Genomic DNA, 14,322 nt, shown 5'->3' with positions numbered 1-14,322 from the left:
AACTTGCCGTACGTGCGACGGCGGCGGCGCGGTAAGATCGGCGTCAGTGGCTGGATGGATCAAAGCATGGTGGCCGACACGGGGGAGGCGTCATGGATCTGAAGGAGCTCGACGTATTGGGCGCGGATGTAGGCGATCACTGGTACTACGCGTCGAAGGCGAGCGCGATCCGTCGGTTTCTGGGCACGTCGGACGCGAACCGCATACTCGACGTCGGTGCCGGCTCGGGTTTCTTTTCGAAGCATTTGCTCGAGCGCACGCGGGCGACGGAAGCATGGTGTGTCGATACGAGCTATGCCGACGATACCGACGGGGAGACGGCCGGCAAGCCCGTCCATTTTCGCCGTGCCGTCGATCGATTCGATGCCGATCTCGTGTTGCTGATGGATGTCCTCGAGCACGTCGACGACGATGTCGGGTTGCTTGCCCGCTACGTGGCGGGGGCGCCGCAGGGCAGCCGGTTCCTGATCACGGTTCCCGCGTTTCAGTTCCTCTGGAGCGCGCATGACGATTTTCTCGAACACAAGCGCAGGTATACGCTCGCCGGTCTCGAAGACGTCGCGCGTCGTGCGGGGCTGGAGGTCGAGCGCAGCGCGTATTACTTCGGCCTCACGTTCCCGCTCGCGGCGGCATTGCGATTGAGCGAGCGGGCGCGTCGGCAACCGCGCGAACCCGCGTCGCAGTTGCGCCGGCACCATCCGGTCGTCAACGGTTTGCTCAAGCTGATCTGCCGAGCCGAGCTACCGATGTTCCGGTTCAACCGGGTGGCGGGCCTCACGGTCATCTGTGTCGCGCGTCGACGGTAAGCATGCGGCGGATCGCATGGCCGGAGCGCGACGAGCGGGATGCACGTTGCCGCCCGTATCGAAGCCGTCTTGTCCCGTTTGGTCATGTCGCAAAAAATTTCGCAGGAATATGCACAAAATGCATGCGACCCGTTCTAAACCGGCGAACTGTCTGTTATAATTTTTTTCTTTCGGGGCGTAGCGCAGCCTGGTAGCGTACCTGCATGGGGTGCAGGTGGTCGGAGGTTCAAATCCTCTCGCCCCGACCAGACAAAAAAACCCGCGTCAGTTCAGGCTGGCGCGGGTTTTTTCTTGCCGGTCGCTTTTTTGCACATCCCGGCGCGGCCCCGGTAAAATGCAAGGTTGATCCACGGAAAGCGCCGTGATTTAGCGGAAGAGGATTCCCCGAACATGACTGATCTTCGTCTTACCATGCGGTTTGCTGCAGTGCTCGCCACCGGCGCGCTCGTTGCCGGTTGCGGTACGTCGTCGCCCACGAAAGTGGACTACAAGAGCGATTCGAAATCGAAGGAAGCGTCGCTCGCAGTGCCGCCCAACATGCTCGACGAGACGGCCGATCAGCGTTCGCTGCCGCCACAGGGCGGCGCGACTTCCCTGTCCGCGCTTCAGCAGGTTCAGCACGCGGCGCCCGTGACGGACACCGTCGCGCCCGCCGTGACCGGCATGCATATTCAGCGCGATGGCACCGAGAGCTGGCTCGTGATCGACGGCAAGAAGCCCGCCGACATCTGGCCGCAAGTGCGCCGTTTCTGGCAGGAGCAGGGCTTCCTGCTCGTCGTCGACCAGCGCGACAAGGGCGTGATGGAAACCGACTGGAACGAAACCCATCCGCAGATCAACGACGGCCTGATCCGCAGCGTGATCTCCAAGGCGATGGGCAATTCGTACGTGACGGCCGAGCGCAACAAGTACCGCACGCGCCTCGATTCGGCGCCGAACGGCGGCACCTACGTGTTCATTAGCCAGAAGGGCATGCGCGAGGCGATCACCGGCGCGAACAACGATTCGAGCAAGTGGGAAGCGAAGCCGAACGATCCGGCGCTCGAGACCGAATACCTGAAGCGGCTGATGGCGGTGCTCGCACAGAACGAGCAGCGCGCGAAGAACGGCGAGCCGCCAATCGCGAACATCAACGACAACACGGTGCCGAAGGACAAGAAGGCGGATACCGACGCATCGAAGGCCGCCGCCGCTGCAATCGCTGCGCAGAACGTCGCGCGCACGTCGTCGCAAGCGAACGACGTCGATTCGGCCGCGGTGCCGTCCGAAGTCACGCTCGGCGAGCCGTACGACCGGTCGTGGCTGCATGTCGGCCTCGCACTCGATCGCGCGAACTTCACGGTTGACGATCGCGATCGCACGAAGGGTCTGTTTTTCGTGCGTTATGTCGATCCGAAGGATCTCAGCTCGGCCGAGCAGGGCTTCTGGAGCCAGCTGTTCCACGGCAAGAAGGAAAAGCAGGCGAAGCAGTATCGCGTCAACGTGAAGGCGCTGACGCCTGACCAGACGCGTGTGGCAGTCGTCGATGACTCGGGCGCGATCGATACGTCGGGGCCGGCCCGGCAGATCATGGGGCTGCTCGTGAATCAGTTGCGCTGATCGCGGTACGCTCCCGCTCTTCGAAAAGCCCGCCTTCCGGCGGGCTTTTTTTATGGTCGCGCGCGCCTGCCGATTCTGGCGTGTGTGGGACGTTCGTGTCCCTCTCTCGTGACGTTACGTAACACTCGCGCGTTACGGCGGCAGAACGGGTGTTACATCGTCGTGACCACGAAAAATATCCTTATGGATCAATGGCCTGTTTTCGAAAGTGCACCTGGCACGCAAACTGCTTTATAAGTGGGAATCGTTAGGACAGGGAGGATGGCGTCAGAGACCGGGCGAGCGTCGCGAGCGCCCGAACAACGGTTTCGACGTCTTCAGATGCCAGCGCTGCGAGCGCTGGCGTAACCGATGACGACCCGCGCCGCGCGCGGGTCTCGATGGCCCCGTCGCCTATCCTCGTAGGGCGACGGTTTCGCCCGCGCTTCTTCTGAAGCGCGGGCAATTTTTTTGCTGCGTCCGAAATGCGAGGCATGGCGATCCGGCGGGTGCTGGATTCGCTGATTCGCAATCTTTTCTGAATTGGCGGCGTTGGCGCGTGTTCGTCGAGCGCCGCGACGGCGAGGTCGCTTTGGCCGCGCATGCGCGTTCCGCGCACATTCCGGCTCGTCGCGAAGCAGCCTTGGACTGGATCGATCGGCCCGGGATCCGTGTGTGTCGAAGCTCGCGTGAGCAGGGTGGTGCGGCCGGACGTGTTGCCGGCCGCCGCGACGCGTCAGTGCGACGTGTCGGGTACGTCGAGAATCAGGATGATCGTCCAGTCGGCGTCGCCGTCGTGGTGATACTGGCGTTCGGCGACGATGAACGGTTGCTGCTTGCCTTGCGGGCCGAGGAACAGCACGTCGCCCTCCATCGGCAGGCACTCGATCGGCGGCAGCGCGAGGAAGGCGTCCTCCGAGCCGCGCGGCATCAGTTGCTTGATCTTGCGAGTGGCTGCTTCGGTCCACTCGATGTCGAGTTGAATGTTGCTCATGCTGTCCTCCGCACCGGGGTGCGCACGGGTGGAAAATTTCGGTGCGCGACTTTAGCACAGCGCGCAGGCGCCGCAACCAAAAAAGCCGAACCCGGTTGCCCGGATTCGGCCTTTCGCTTGTGCGGTGCCGCCGAACTTACTGGCTGGCAGCGTCTGCCGGAGCGGCCTTGGCGGCCTTCTTGCCAGCCTTCTTCGCTGCCTTGTGGTGAGCGGCCTTCTTGGCATGGTGCTCTTCCTGCGCCGCCGGCTGTGCAGCCTCGGCTGCTTGCTGCTGTTGCAGTGCCTGTGCGCGCTGCTCGATCTCGGCGATCTTGGCCGGGTCGGTGATGGTCTGGATTTGCGTGCTCTCTTGCGCATACGCTGCGCCAGTCAGCGCCGACATCGCGACCAGAATAGCCAGGGACGTCTTCTTCATTGCTTTACCTCCGCTAAGTGGTGATGAACCCGAATGTTGCCGTTTTGTCTGGCGACTGCAATCGAGTGCGTGTCGAGTGTAACAAAAGTGACGGATCAATGTGCACCGGATCGCCGTGCAGCGCAAGGCCCCGTTGAAGTCGCGCAACACTTCGTGCATTCCGTCATGCGCATGCCATCCAGGGGGGGGGCGCCGTCGTTTTTGCACGCGTTGCCATCAGAACCAGCCGAGCCATCGGTAGACGTGGAACTGCGCGATGCCGATCAACTCGTGCAATACCAGATCCGCGTCTTCCAGGTTCTGCCAGCGGGGAAGCCAGCCCGTTTGCGCGCGCCGGTGGGTGGAATAAACGGGCTGCGGATCGATGCCGAAGCGGCGGAAATCGAGCAATGCGCGGCGCATCTGGTAGGACGACGCGACGAGAATGCGCGAGTCGTCATGTTGTGAGCGTAGTATAGAAGCGGTGAATTTCGCATTTTCATAGGTGGTGCGGCTGTTCGGCTCGAGAACGAGGTCGTCGCGAGCGACGCCTTCCGCGATCAGCAGGCGTCCGTAGACGGCCGCCTCGGTTTCGCCGTGATGTTGCGGGTCGCCGCCCGACATCACCACGGTGCAACGGGTGGCCTGCTCGCGGCACGTGCGGTAGAGCGCCGCGGTCGTGCGGATGCGTGCTTCCCCGTCGGGCGGCGGCCGCAAGCCGGTGTCGCTGCGCCGTGTGCCGATGCCGATGATGATCAGCGTGGTTCGGCCGTGCATGTCGGGGTGCTCGACCGGCGTCACGCCCGCCTCGGTCCATGCGATGAGCGGCGCGGTGAGCCAGCCTGTCGCGAGCAGCCAGAGCAGCGCGACGCTGACGATCGCGATGAGTTTTCGCCGCTTGCGGAAGAACATGAAACCGATGAAGAGAAGTACAAATGAATCGAACAGAATCAATTTGATTGGGGTATGGTGTCTTTTTATGGACGGCTGACGATCCGGCCCTGACGCGAAGCCGAACGTCAGCCCCCAGAATCGGTGGCGGTATCGGCGGGTGGAACTCCCGCCCGGCGCGCCGCTTCGCATTGTCGCTGCACTTTAAGAAAGAATCGAGATGGCCACGTATTCCAACGAAGCGGTGCTCGACGCATTGAGACGAGTGCAGTACCGCCAGGTACCGTGGGCGCGCCGCCCGGGCGTGTTCGAGTATCTCCGGTCACTGGGGCTGATGGACACGGTCAGGCAGAAGACGGTTGCCCCCGCGCCGGGTTTCCATGCACCGGTCGACATCGCGGTGCTGACCGATAGTGGTCGGGCCGAATGCGCGCGACTCGAGCGCGACGAAAAATTACTTTCCTGGACCGATCGCCGTATGGACGACTACGCGTTAAGCGAAGCGAGCGCCGTGGCGATTCTCGAAAGCCGCCTGTAGCGGCACACTCCTGACCTCGCGCCGTCGCCGGCGGCACTCAAAAAAAAGCCCGTATCGCGAGGATACGGGCGTACCGGATACTTTTTGCTGTTGCCACGCTGTGCTCATGGCAACGGATGTGACTTGTCGTATGCCGAGCAGTTCCCGAATTCGGGAATTTTCTTTGACGAAATCCTGTGGACTACGGATGACGCGGCATGTCCGTCGGTTGCGAGCCGATGCGCGCACGCGCGTTGCTGGCGATGTCGCCGCGCAAATCGCCGCGCGGCACGGTCTGCCGATTGAGCGGCGTGGCGGGCGGTTGCGGGCGCGGGGTGTTTCGGTGATCCTGCTGGCGGTGCGGTGGCTTCGTGCGATCGTCGGCGTGAGCGGGGGCGGTCGACGCCAACGAAATGACAATGCCGCATGCGACGAGCAGTGACATTGGTTTCATGGCGGGGCTCCCTTCAAGCCATCGACGCGGCTTGTTGATATGTCGCTAAGGTAAGCGCGGGAGTGCAGGCTTGCTGTAAATAATAGTAAATAGATGTATCGCGGCACGACAGCGGTGATCGACGACGCGGGCGCCGCGCAAAGCGCGCTTGGCGCCGAAAGAAGCCGGGCGGCCGAAGCCGCCCGATCGAGCATGCGTTACGCCATCTTCACGGGGGCGCGCCAGGATTCCGGATTGGTCCAGAAGGCGCCGCGCAACCGGTCGCGGCTCGGCGGTGCAGGCGGCTTCGCCGCGCTTGCCCCGATGCGCCCGCGCAGCGAGATCTGGCGGCCGCTCGTGCCGAGGCGCTTGACGATTTCGGCGAGCGTACCGTCTGCCTGCCATTCGTCGAAGCGACGGCGGCAGGTCGGCGGCGACGGATAGCGACCTGGCAGCTTTGACCAGCCTTCACCCGTCGACAGTACCCACAGCACGGCGTTTACCACCGCGCGGGCCTCCACGCGGGGACGGCCGCGCCGTTCACTGCGTGCGGGTTCCGAGCAAAACAGACCTTCGACCAGCGCCCACTCGTTATCTCTCAAATCGTCGAACAGCATCATGTCCTCACCTCAGCGAAGCTAACTCCGGTGCGCTGCCCTGCGCCGCGCACTCTTCAAGCACTCGAGCGTCGAGTGCCGGGTGGGGGCGTCCGGTTAACCGGCAGCGGCGTTTCTGCCTTCCGTCCGACTAAACCTGCGCCCTGTGCGTCAGGTAAAGCACGATGCGTGCCATGTCGGAGGCGATTCCCTCGAAAGCCGCTTGGCAGCGGGCTAACGGCTCAGTCAGCTAGGGGCGTATAAGACGCCAAAATAACCCGCCAGCAAATCAGGACAATCACCAATCTTGTGCAACTCGCCCGTGCCACGTGCGTTTCCGCGCATATTGCACCGCAGCGAGACATGGGTGGCCGGTGCCGGATTCGCAAATCGAAGCCGATTCGCGCATTAAAATCGTGCATCGGTATCGACGATTGATGAGGTGAGGAGATGAACGTTACGCTGCGCCAGCTTCGCGTATTCATCGAGGTTGCGCGGCTGCGGAGCTTCAGTCGCGCGGGTGACGAGATCGGACTCACGCAGTCTGCGGTCAGTCGTTGCGTGCGCGAACTCGAGGCCGAGCTCGGGCTGAAGCTGATCGACCGGACGACCCGCGACGTGCAGTTGACCGACGTCGGGGTGAACCTGATCGCGAGCGTGTCCCGCCTGATCGGCGATCTCGACGACACGCTGCGCGAGATTCGCGAGATCGGCGAGCAGCGGCGGGGGCGCGTGATCGTCGCCGCGAGTCCGACGATCGCGTGCCGACTGATGCCGCGTGTCGTCGCGGCCTGCGAGCGCCAGTTTCCGTTCGTCACGCTCGGCCTGCGCGACGACGTGCAGAGCGATGTGCTGCGAAAGGTGAAGTCGAGCGAGGTCGATTTCGGCGTGGTCATCGGGCCGCTCGCCGTTGCGGACCTCGTTTGCGAACCGTTGATGACCGACTCGTTCTGCCTGGTCGCGCGCGCCGATCATCCGCTCGCGGCGCGGGCCGAGGTGCCCTGGACGGCGCTCGACGGCGAGCGCCTCGTCCTGCTTGACCACGCGTCCGGAAGCCGGCCGTTGATCGACGCCGCGCTGGCCGCCCATCGGGTGAACGCGACGGTCATGCAGGAACTCGGGCATTCGGCGACGGTATTCGCGCTCGTCGAGGCTGGTGTCGGCGTGAGCGTGCAGCCGTGGCTGTCGCTGCCGCTGCCGGCGGGATCGTCGCTGGTTGCGCGGCCGCTGACGCCGCGTACCGAGCGCACCGTCGAGCTGGTGCGCCGTCGCGACCGGTCGCTGTCGCCGGCCGCGCAGGCGATCTGGGAACTCGCGCGCCAGATGCCGGCGCGGGCGGAAGACCTCGATTGAGGGGGCTGATCCGGCGCGCACACCGGTACACTGCGTGGATCGTGTTCCTCGGTGGCGGTGCTCGATGACGCATTCCGCAGATGTCGGCCCGGCGACGGGTGAGCCGACGGCACGCAGCGCGGTCCAGGCGCTGCGTCCGTCGCTGATCAGGGAAGTCGCGAACGCGGGCTTCGGCGTGCCCGACGTGCTGCCGTTCTGGTTCGGGGAATCCGATCGCGTGACGCCGGCATTCATTCGCGACGCGGCTGCCGCTGCGCTGCGCGACGGCGCAACCTTCTACACGCACAACCTCGGCACGGTATCGTTGCGCAACGCGATTGCGGCCTATGTGAGCGCGCGTCACGGCGCGACCGAGGCCGATGCGATCGCCGTGACGAGTTCGGGCGTGAGCGCGTTGATGCTGGCCGCGCAGCTGCTGGTCGGCCCGGGCGATCGCGTCGTCGCGGTCACGCCGCTCTGGCCGAACCTCGTTGAAATCCCGAAAATACTCGGTGCACAAGTCGAGTGCATACCGCTCCGCCATGGTGATGCGGGCTGGGGGCTCGACATCGACCGGCTGCTCGCGGCGCTGACGCCCGGCACGCGAATGCTGTTCGTGAACTCGCCGAACAATCCGACCGGCTGGGTGATGTCCCGTGACGACCAGCGGGCCGTGCTCGCGCATTGCCGGCGTCACGGCATCTGGGTGGTCGCCGACGAGGTGTACGAACGGCTCGCGTTCGGCGCAGACGGCGCGCCGTCGTTTCTCGACATCACGTCGCGCGACGAGCGGGTCATCGTCGTGAATTCGTTCTCCAAGGCCTGGGCGATGACGGGCTGGCGGCTCGGATGGCTGGTCGCGCCGGCGTCGATCATGGGCGATCTGTCGAAGCTGGTCGAATACAACACGTCGTGCGCGCCGGGTTTTATCCAGGCCGCGGGGGAAGTCGCGCTGCGCGACGGCGAGCCGTTCGTGCAGTCGTTCGTTGCGGCGCTGCGTGGCGCACGTGACCATCTGGTTGCCGCGCTGCGCGCGTTGCCGGGCGTCGATGTGCCGCCTCCGCCGGGCGCGATGTACCTGTTCCTGCGTTTGCCGGGCGCGGACGACAGTCTCGCGTTTTGCAAGTCGCTGGTGCGCGAGGCCGGGCTTGGGCTGGCGCCGGGGCGCGCGTTCGGCCCGGAGGGGGAAGGGTTCGTGCGCTGGTGCTACGCGTGCGATCCGGTGCGGCTCGACGCGGGCGTCGAGCGCTTGCGGGCGTTCGTCGCGCGCGGCGCGGGCCTGCGTTGAAGCGGGACGGCGCTGCGGCGGCGGGCCATTCGGCTCATCTTTACGCACCGCGCAATTTTGCGTAAGATGGCGCTCAGTCACGCGGTTCCGTCGTTGAGCCGTGCTGTTCCGTCCGGTTTGGGCCTGGCTTGAAGTTGGTTCGCCGCCCCCGGTTCGTGCTCCCATCAATATGACCGATCAGAATCGGGCGAGCGCGTCTTCCGTTCCTTTCGTCTGTTTGTTGATCCGGTTCGTTTGACCACAGGGTCTGGCCTAGCTGCATGAATACCCAAGAGGCGAAGATCGTCCTCGAGACTGCCTTGATCTGCGCGCAAGAACCGCTGAAGCTCGGTGATTTGCGCAAGCTCTTTGCCGACGTCGTGTCGGCTGACACGATCCGCACGTTGCTCGAAGATCTGAAACAGGATTGGTCCGGCCGCGGTGTCGAATTGGTGGCGCTGGCAACCGGATGGCGCTTTCAGAGCAAACCGGCGATGCGCCAGTATCTGGATCGGCTGCATCCCGAGAAGCCGCCGAAATATTCGCGCGCGGTGCTCGAAACGCTCGCGATCATCGCGTATCGGCAACCCGTGACGCGCGGCGACATCGAAGAGATTCGCGGCGTCACGGTCAATACGCAGGTGGTGAAGCAGCTCGAGGACCGCGGCTGGATCGAGGTGATCGGGCATCGCGACGTGCCGGGACGTCCGGCGCTGTACGCGACGACCAAGCAGTTCCTCGACGATCTCGGCCTGAAGGCGCTCGACGACCTGCCGGCGCTCGAGGAGCCGGCCGCGAACATCGAGGCCGCGTTGCTCGCGCAGCAGGCGATGGACTTCGACGGCGATGCGTCGGTAGCGGACGGGGTGCCGGAAGCCGGCGAAGCGGCGGCCGACGTGCCGCACATGCTGCCGGATGAAGTGCCGGGCGACGCCGCGGCGGAAGGTACGTCGACGCAGGAAATGGCGAACCGCGATACGCTGGGAGCTGATCGCGTTCAGATGGAACAGGACGGCGCCGACGCAGCGCCGGCCGGCGTGCAGCCCGAGCCGCTGCGCGCGGAAGGGAACGAGGAAGATCGCAAGGCGGCCGCCGACGCGGTTGCCGGAGACGGAGCGGAACCGGCCGGCCACATGCCGGGCGAGGCTGGCCAGGCCGACGCCTCACGCGCCCGTCCCGCGGATGGTGAGCTGCTGGACGATACGTCCGACAGCCTCGCCGATGCCGTACGCAGTGCGAGCGCGCCCATCGGCGCCGACGCACTGCCGGACGACGAAGCAGAACCCGAACAGCGCCGCGCCTGATTGCGGCCGACTTCTTGCCGCGCCCGAGCCGGGCGCGAGACCTGACATTTTGAGGTTGTTTTGACTGATATCCACGATATTGAATCGTCCGCGCCTGCCGTGCAGGCCGCGCGTGCCGACGATGCGCCGGAGCAGGATGCTCCGGCCACGGGTGGTGACGAGCGTCCCCGCCGCGGGCTGCGGCGCGGCCCGCGCAGCCTGATCGCGCGCCGCCGCGCGGCGGCCAAGTCGAAGGGCGATGGCGAGTCGCAGGGCGGCGAGGGCGCGGACGCGCAGCCGGCCGCGGCTGCGGAAGCTCAGCCCGCACGCGCGCCGCGCAAGGAAGGCGCGGCCAAGGGCGGCCGCAAGCCGGCCGGCAAGCGTGAAGGTGCGGCCAAGGGTGCCCAGGGCGCGCAAGGCGGCCAGGGGCGGCGCGGCGGTTCGGCGAAGGCCGAGGGCGTCGCTGCGAAGGCCGACGGCGACGCAGCGTCGCAGGACGACCTGTTCGCCTATGTGACGTCGCCGGCGTTCGATGCGGACAATTCGGCGGGCGGCAGCGGCGTACGTGCGCCGATGCTGCGTCGCGGCCGCACCCAGCCGACGAACAAGCGCGTGCTGTCGCCGGACGACGACGCGCCTAAGCTCCACAAGGTGCTCGCAGAAGCGGGCATGGGCTCGCGCCGCGAAATGGAAGAGCTGATCGTCGCCGGCCGCGTGTCGGTGAACGGTGAGCCCGCGCACATCGGCCAGCGCATCATGCCGACCGACCAGGTCCGCATCAACGGCAAGCCGGTCAAGCGCAAGCTGCCGAACAAGCCGCCGCGCGTGCTGCTGTACCACAAGCCGACAGGCGAGATCGTCAGCCACGCGGATCCGGAAGGTCGTCCGTCGGTGTTCGATCGCCTGCCCCCGATGAAGACGGCGAAATGGCTCGCGGTGGGTCGTCTCGACTTCAACACCGAAGGTCTGCTGATGCTGACGACGTCGGGCGATCTCGCAAACCGTTTCATGCATCCGCGCTACAGCGTCGAGCGCGAGTATGCGGTGCGTGTCGTCGGCGAACTGTCCGAAGGGATGCGGCAGAAGCTGCTGCACGGCGTCGAACTCGATGACGGTCCGGCAAACTTCCTGCGCATCCGCGACGGCGGCGGCGAAGGCACGAACCATTGGTATCACGTCGCGCTGGCAGAAGGCCGCAACCGCGAAGTGCGCCGGATGTTCGAGGCGGCCGGTCTGATGGTGAGCCGCCTGATCCGTACCCGTCACGGTCCGATTCCGCTTCCGCGCGGCCTGAAGCGCGGTCGTTGGGAAGAGCTCGACGAAGCGCAGGTGCGCAAGCTGATGGCGACCGTCGGCCTGAAGGCGCCGTCCGAGGAAAAGGGCAAGCGTGGTGGTGGCGGGCAGGCCGAGCGCCGCCAGCCGGATCCGATGCAGACATCGATGGGCTTCATCAGCCGCGAGCCGGTGCTGACCACGCATGGTCAGCTCGATCAGCCGCGTCGCGGTGGCGGTCGACGTGGCGCCCCGGGCTTGCCCGGCCTGAGCGGCTACGGCAGCCTGCCGGTTTCGCCGTCGGGCTATGGCAACCGCTCGGGTGGTGGTCGCGATGTCGATGGCAATCGCGCGTCGTATGGCGCCGGCCCCAAGCGTGAAGGCGCGGCCGGCAAGCGCGGCGGCGGCAAGGGCGGCAATCGCAATCCCAACGGCAACCGCACCGAAGGCGCCGGCAACGGCGGTGGTGGCGCGCGCGGCGGCCAGCGTCCGCAGCGTAGTCGCTCGCGCAGTCGCTGAGCGATTCCGGGCGGCCGGCGGCGTGAAGCCGCCGGTGTGCCGGCAATATCGCTGTGAGTCCGGGCGGGTCGGCACTTCGCCTTGCGCGGTTTGCTTTTGACTGTATATATATCGCGCTGCCGGATTGTGCCGCCTGGTCGGACAGTCCGGTTTCGCATTTTTGGTCGGTAAAGGCGGTCTGGGCGCTGCTTTTACCGGCTGGCTTGGCGTTTGCGCCAAAAATCGCTATAATCGCGGAGTCGCTGGGCGTACGGATTCAATGTGCGGCTCAGGTGCGACCACCAGTAAGAAGATGGGCGTTCCGCCCATTTTTTTTTGCTGAAACGGTTAGGCATCTCGGGTAGCGCTTCCTGCGCCGGCTAAGGCGCGCGCCCGCGGGTGAATCGCGAGCGGCGGGCGCGAACACCTGAGAGGACACTGTGCAACTGACGGAACTGATAGAAACCACGGTCACCGGGCTCGGCTACGAGCTGGTGGATCTCGAGCGCACCGGGCGCGGCATGCTTTGCATCTATATCGATCAGCCTGCCGGCATCTCGCTCGAAGATTGCGAAAAGGTCACACGTCAGCTCCAGCACGTCTTGACGGTCGAAAACATCGATTACGAACGGCTCGAAGTCTCGTCCCCGGGGCTCGACCGCCCGTTGAAGAAGCTGGCCGACTTCGAGCGCTTCGCTGGCAGCGAAGTTTCCGTGACCTTGAAAAAGCCGCTGGACGGGCGCAAGACGTACCGGGGCATTCTGCACGCGCCGAATGGCGAAACGATCGGTTTGGAATTTGAGAGGAAGAAGGGCGAGGCAGCCATGCTGGATTTCACGCTGGCCGATATCGACAAAGCCCGCCTGATTCCGCAAGTTGACTTTAGGAGCCGCAAATAATGAGTCGCGAAGTGTTGATGCTGGTGGATGCGCTGGCGCGCGAGAAAAACGTCGACAAGGATGTGGTGCTGGGCGCCCTCGAGGCTGCGCTCGCGTCCGCTTCCAAGAAGCTGTTCGACGAAGGCGCCGAAATCCGCGTCCATATCGATCGCGAAAGCGGCGAGCACGAAACCTTCCGTCGCTGGCTCGTCGTGCCCGACGAGGCAGGCTTGCAGGAGCCGGATCGCGAGATCCTGCTGTTCGAAGCGCGTGAGCAGAAGCCCGACGTCGAAGTCGGCGAATTCATCGAGGAGCCGGTGCCGTCGATCGAGTTCGGCCGGATCGGCGCGCAGGCCGCCAAGCAGGTGATCCTGCAGAAGGTGCGCGATGCCGAGCGCGAGCAGATCCTGAACGACTACCTCGAGCGCGGCGAAAAGATCATGACGGGCACGGTGAAGCGCCTCGACAAGGGCAACTTCATCGTCGAATCGGGCCGTGTCGAAGCGCTGCTGCGCCGCGACCAGCTGATCCCGAAGGAAAACCTGCGCGTGGGTGACCGCGTGCGTGCATACATCGCGAAGGTCGACCGCACCGCGCGCGGCCCGCAGATCGAACTCTCGCGCACGGCGCCCGAGTTCCTGATGAAGCTGTTCGAGATGGAAGTGCCGGAAATCGAGCAGGGCCTGCTCGAGATCAAGGCAGCCGCTCGCGATCCGGGCGTGCGCGCGAAGATCGGCGTGATCGCCTACGACAAGCGGATCGATCCGATCGGCACCTGCGTCGGCATCCGCGGTTCGCGCGTGCAGGCCGTGCGCAACGAGCTCGGTGGCGAAAACATCGACATCGTGCTATGGTCCGAGGATCCCGCCCAGTTCGTGATCGGCGCGCTCGCGCCGGCAGCCGTCCAGTCGATCGTCGTCGATGAAGAAAAGCACTCGATGGACGTCGTCGTCGACGAGAACGAGCTGGCTGTCGCGATCGGCCGCAGCGGTCAGAACGTTCGCCTTGCCAGCGAGCTGACCGGCTGGCAGATCAATATCATGACGCCGGACGAATCCGCCCTGAAGCAGGGTGAAGAGCGCGATCGACTGCGTTCGCTGTTCATGGCGCGTCTCGACGTTGACGAAGAAGTTGCCGACATCCTGATCGACGAAGGCTTCACGAGCCTCGAAGAGATCGCTTACGTGCCGCTCAACGAAATGCTCGAAATCGAGGCGTTCGACGAGGACACCGTGCACGAGTTGCGCAACCGCGCACGCGACGCACTGTTGACGATGGCGATCGCGAACGAAGAAAAGGTCGAAAACGCAGCGCTGGATTTGAAGGGCCTCGACGGCGTGACGCCGGAGTTGCTCGCGAAGCTGGCCGAACATGGCATGCAGACGCGCGACGATCTCGCCGAGCTGGCTGTGGATGAACTGGTCGACATGACCGGGATGGAAGAGGATGCCGCTAAGGCGTTGATCATGAAAGCACGTGAACACTGGTTCCAGTGAGAAATGACCATGGCGCACTGATTTGATGGCGGCCTTATGGCCTGACCCGATGCTAACCGCAAGGAATCGGTCCTTGCACTAAGAGGA

At 64.9% G+C, this 14,322-nt stretch carries 14 protein-coding genes, 1 tRNA gene and 2 pseudogenes; 11 read left to right on the top strand and 6 right to left on the bottom strand.

Translation table 11 applies throughout. The features are described from left to right. Positions 1-92: 92 nt before the first annotated feature. The 3 genes from WS75_RS25515 to bamC all read left to right on the top strand — a co-directional run bounded on the left by WS75_RS25515 (position 93) and on the right by bamC (position 2,405). Entirely contained in the window at positions 93-806 is a 714-nt protein-coding gene (locus WS75_RS25515; protein WP_059684492.1) for a class I SAM-dependent methyltransferase, read from the top strand. Between the two features lie 171 nt (positions 807-977). Further along, positions 978-1,054 (top strand) — tRNA-Pro (locus tag WS75_RS25510). A gap of 142 nt (positions 1,055-1,196) precedes the next feature. Then, positions 1,197-2,405 carry an outer membrane protein assembly factor BamC gene (gene bamC / locus WS75_RS25505; protein WP_059684491.1) on the top strand — a complete coding sequence of 403 codons (1,209 nt, stop codon included), beginning with the start codon at positions 1,197-1,199 and terminating at the stop codon, positions 2,403-2,405. A 247-nt stretch (positions 2,406-2,652) separates the two neighbouring features. Here the strand turns inward: bamC and WS75_RS33860 are convergent, their stop codons facing one another. Beyond that, positions 2,653-2,988 (bottom strand): hypothetical protein, encoded by a 336-nt coding sequence (locus tag WS75_RS33860; RefSeq protein WP_156429884.1) that lies wholly within the window; start codon positions 2,986-2,988, stop codon positions 2,653-2,655. Between WS75_RS33860 and WS75_RS34750 the strand changes: the two are divergent. Further along, positions 2,944-3,060, top strand: a pseudogene (locus WS75_RS34750) (putative quinol monooxygenase); the annotation flags it as partial. The gene WS75_RS33860 and the pseudogene WS75_RS34750 overlap by 45 nt on opposite strands. Before the next feature lie 60 nt (positions 3,061-3,120). Here WS75_RS34750 and WS75_RS25500 read toward each other — a convergent pair. From WS75_RS25500 to WS75_RS25490, 3 genes are all read right to left on the bottom strand, one after another. Next, positions 3,121-3,378, bottom strand: a complete 258-nt coding sequence (locus WS75_RS25500; RefSeq protein WP_059608571.1) for a hypothetical protein — start codon at positions 3,376-3,378, stop codon at positions 3,121-3,123. Positions 3,379-3,514: 136 nt separating this feature from the next. After that, the gene (locus WS75_RS25495) at positions 3,515-3,793 is read right to left on the bottom strand and encodes a hypothetical protein (protein ID WP_059684490.1); all 279 of its coding nucleotides are present in this window, start codon (positions 3,791-3,793) and stop codon (positions 3,515-3,517) included. Positions 3,794-4,009: 216 nt separating this feature from the next. Next, on the bottom strand, positions 4,010-4,726 hold the full coding sequence (locus WS75_RS25490; protein WP_059684489.1) for a YdcF family protein: 717 nt from the start codon (positions 4,724-4,726) through the stop codon (positions 4,010-4,012). A gap of 157 nt (positions 4,727-4,883) precedes the next feature. On the opposite strand from WS75_RS25490, the gene WS75_RS25485 reads away from it, so the two are divergent. Next, on the top strand, positions 4,884-5,201 hold the full coding sequence (locus WS75_RS25485) for a hypothetical protein (protein WP_059510817.1): 318 nt from the start codon (positions 4,884-4,886) through the stop codon (positions 5,199-5,201). Between the two features lie 181 nt (positions 5,202-5,382). Here WS75_RS25485 and WS75_RS34745 read toward each other — a convergent pair whose 3' ends face one another. Both WS75_RS34745 and WS75_RS25475 read right to left on the bottom strand, forming a co-directional pair. Beyond that, complete coding sequence (locus WS75_RS34745; RefSeq protein WP_059684488.1) at positions 5,383-5,634, bottom strand: hypothetical protein; 252 nt, start codon at positions 5,632-5,634, stop codon at positions 5,383-5,385. A 200-nt stretch (positions 5,635-5,834) separates the two neighbouring features. Continuing rightward, positions 5,835-6,230 (bottom strand): annotated as a pseudogene (locus WS75_RS25475) (transposase); the annotation flags it as partial. A gap of 429 nt (positions 6,231-6,659) precedes the next feature. Here WS75_RS25475 and WS75_RS25470 point away from each other — a divergent pair. From WS75_RS25470 to nusA, 6 genes are all read left to right on the top strand, one after another. After that, complete coding sequence (locus tag WS75_RS25470; protein WP_059684487.1) at positions 6,660-7,562, top strand: LysR family transcriptional regulator; 903 nt, start codon at positions 6,660-6,662, stop codon at positions 7,560-7,562. A gap of 64 nt (positions 7,563-7,626) precedes the next feature. Further along, positions 7,627-8,829 (top strand): pyridoxal phosphate-dependent aminotransferase, encoded by a 1,203-nt coding sequence (locus WS75_RS25465; RefSeq protein ID WP_059684484.1) that lies wholly within the window; start codon positions 7,627-7,629, stop codon positions 8,827-8,829. Between the two features lie 260 nt (positions 8,830-9,089). After that, the gene (scpB, locus tag WS75_RS25460; protein ID WP_059684479.1) at positions 9,090-10,112 is read left to right on the top strand and encodes an SMC-Scp complex subunit ScpB; all 1,023 of its coding nucleotides are present in this window, start codon (positions 9,090-9,092) and stop codon (positions 10,110-10,112) included. Between the two features lie 60 nt (positions 10,113-10,172). Further along, positions 10,173-11,882 (top strand): 23S rRNA pseudouridine(2605) synthase RluB, encoded by a 1,710-nt coding sequence (rluB, locus tag WS75_RS25455; protein ID WP_059684476.1) that lies wholly within the window; start codon positions 10,173-10,175, stop codon positions 11,880-11,882. A 419-nt stretch (positions 11,883-12,301) separates the two neighbouring features. Beyond that, positions 12,302-12,760: a ribosome maturation factor RimP gene (rimP, locus tag WS75_RS25450; RefSeq protein WP_014897219.1), complete on the top strand. Its 459-nt coding sequence runs from the start codon at positions 12,302-12,304 to the stop codon at positions 12,758-12,760. Then, positions 12,760-14,235: a transcription termination factor NusA gene (gene nusA / locus WS75_RS25445; RefSeq protein ID WP_059467643.1), complete on the top strand. Its 1,476-nt coding sequence runs from the start codon at positions 12,760-12,762 to the stop codon at positions 14,233-14,235. The genes rimP and nusA overlap by 1 nt, the downstream gene beginning before the upstream one ends. Positions 14,236-14,322 lie beyond the last annotated feature (87 nt).

Source organism: Burkholderia sp. FL-7-2-10-S1-D7 (assembly GCF_001524185.1).
GTDB lineage: Bacteria > Pseudomonadota > Gammaproteobacteria > Burkholderiales > Burkholderiaceae > Burkholderia > Burkholderia diffusa.
This window is presented reverse-complemented; position numbering and strand designations above follow the sequence as displayed.

Bases quoted from the DNA above. Each gene is read 5' to 3' on its own strand.
- WS75_RS25515 (WP_059684492.1), top strand. From the start codon at position 93: ATGGATCTGAAGGAGCTCGACGTATTGGGCGCGGATGTAGGCGATCAC.
- scpB (WP_059684479.1), top strand. From the start codon at position 9,090: ATGAATACCCAAGAGGCGAAGATCGTCCTCGAGACTGCCTTGATCTGC.
- WS75_RS34745 (WP_059684488.1), bottom strand. From the start codon at position 5,634: ATGAAACCAATGTCACTGCTCGTCGCATGCGGCATTGTCATTTCGTTG.
- WS75_RS25470 (WP_059684487.1), top strand. From the start codon at position 6,660: ATGAACGTTACGCTGCGCCAGCTTCGCGTATTCATCGAGGTTGCGCGG.
- WS75_RS33860 (WP_156429884.1), bottom strand. From the start codon at position 2,988: ATGCGCGGCCAAAGCGACCTCGCCGTCGCGGCGCTCGACGAACACGCG.
- nusA (WP_059467643.1), top strand. From the start codon at position 12,760: ATGAGTCGCGAAGTGTTGATGCTGGTGGATGCGCTGGCGCGCGAGAAA.
- WS75_RS25485 (WP_059510817.1), top strand. From the start codon at position 4,884: ATGGCCACGTATTCCAACGAAGCGGTGCTCGACGCATTGAGACGAGTG.
- WS75_RS25465 (WP_059684484.1), top strand. From the start codon at position 7,627: ATGACGCATTCCGCAGATGTCGGCCCGGCGACGGGTGAGCCGACGGCA.
- bamC (WP_059684491.1), top strand. From the start codon at position 1,197: ATGACTGATCTTCGTCTTACCATGCGGTTTGCTGCAGTGCTCGCCACC.
- WS75_RS25500 (WP_059608571.1), bottom strand. From the start codon at position 3,378: ATGAGCAACATTCAACTCGACATCGAGTGGACCGAAGCAGCCACTCGC.
- WS75_RS25495 (WP_059684490.1), bottom strand. From the start codon at position 3,793: ATGAAGAAGACGTCCCTGGCTATTCTGGTCGCGATGTCGGCGCTGACT.